We start from the raw sequence: 526 nt of genomic DNA on the forward strand, positions 1-526 counted from the left end.
TGGCGGCGCATGTGCGCAGGGGCTGTTCGTGGTGCTGCTGGTGCCGGAATTCTTCGCGCCCTTCCGCAGTCTCGCCCTGGCGTATCAGGATCGTGCCCATGCGGCGGGCGCCGCGGGCGCCATGAAGATCCTGCCCGATGCCACGACCGTCCGCGCCGCTGGTCAGGCGGTGTGCGAGACGGGGCAGGGGGTGCGTGTCGCGTTCGAGCATGTCGGCTTCGCATGGGATGTTGCGCGCGGCCCGACGCTGGAGGACATTTCGTTCACCGTGCCCGCCGGGCAGACACTGGTGCTGTGCGGGGCGTCGGGTTCGGGCAAGTCGACCTTGATCGAACTGCTGCTGGGCTTCATCCAGCCCACGCAGGGGCGGATCACCCTCAACGGTGTCGATATGTCCACCCTCCTGCCCGAGGCGCTGGTGGCCATGACATCATGGATCGGCCAGAAACCGGTCCTGTTCGCCGGAACCCTGCGCGAAAACATCCTGTTCGCCCGGCCCGACGCGACGGAGGCCCAGCTTCAGGCC

General features: G+C 68.1%; 1 protein-coding gene. It reads left to right on the forward strand.

Features of this window, described 5'->3' with window-relative positions:
• The coding region (locus JCM25156_RS26800) for an ATP-binding cassette domain-containing protein (protein WP_034961937.1) at window positions 1–526 on the forward strand (526 nt) is incomplete at both ends.

This window comes from Komagataeibacter kakiaceti JCM 25156, from assembly GCF_000613305.1.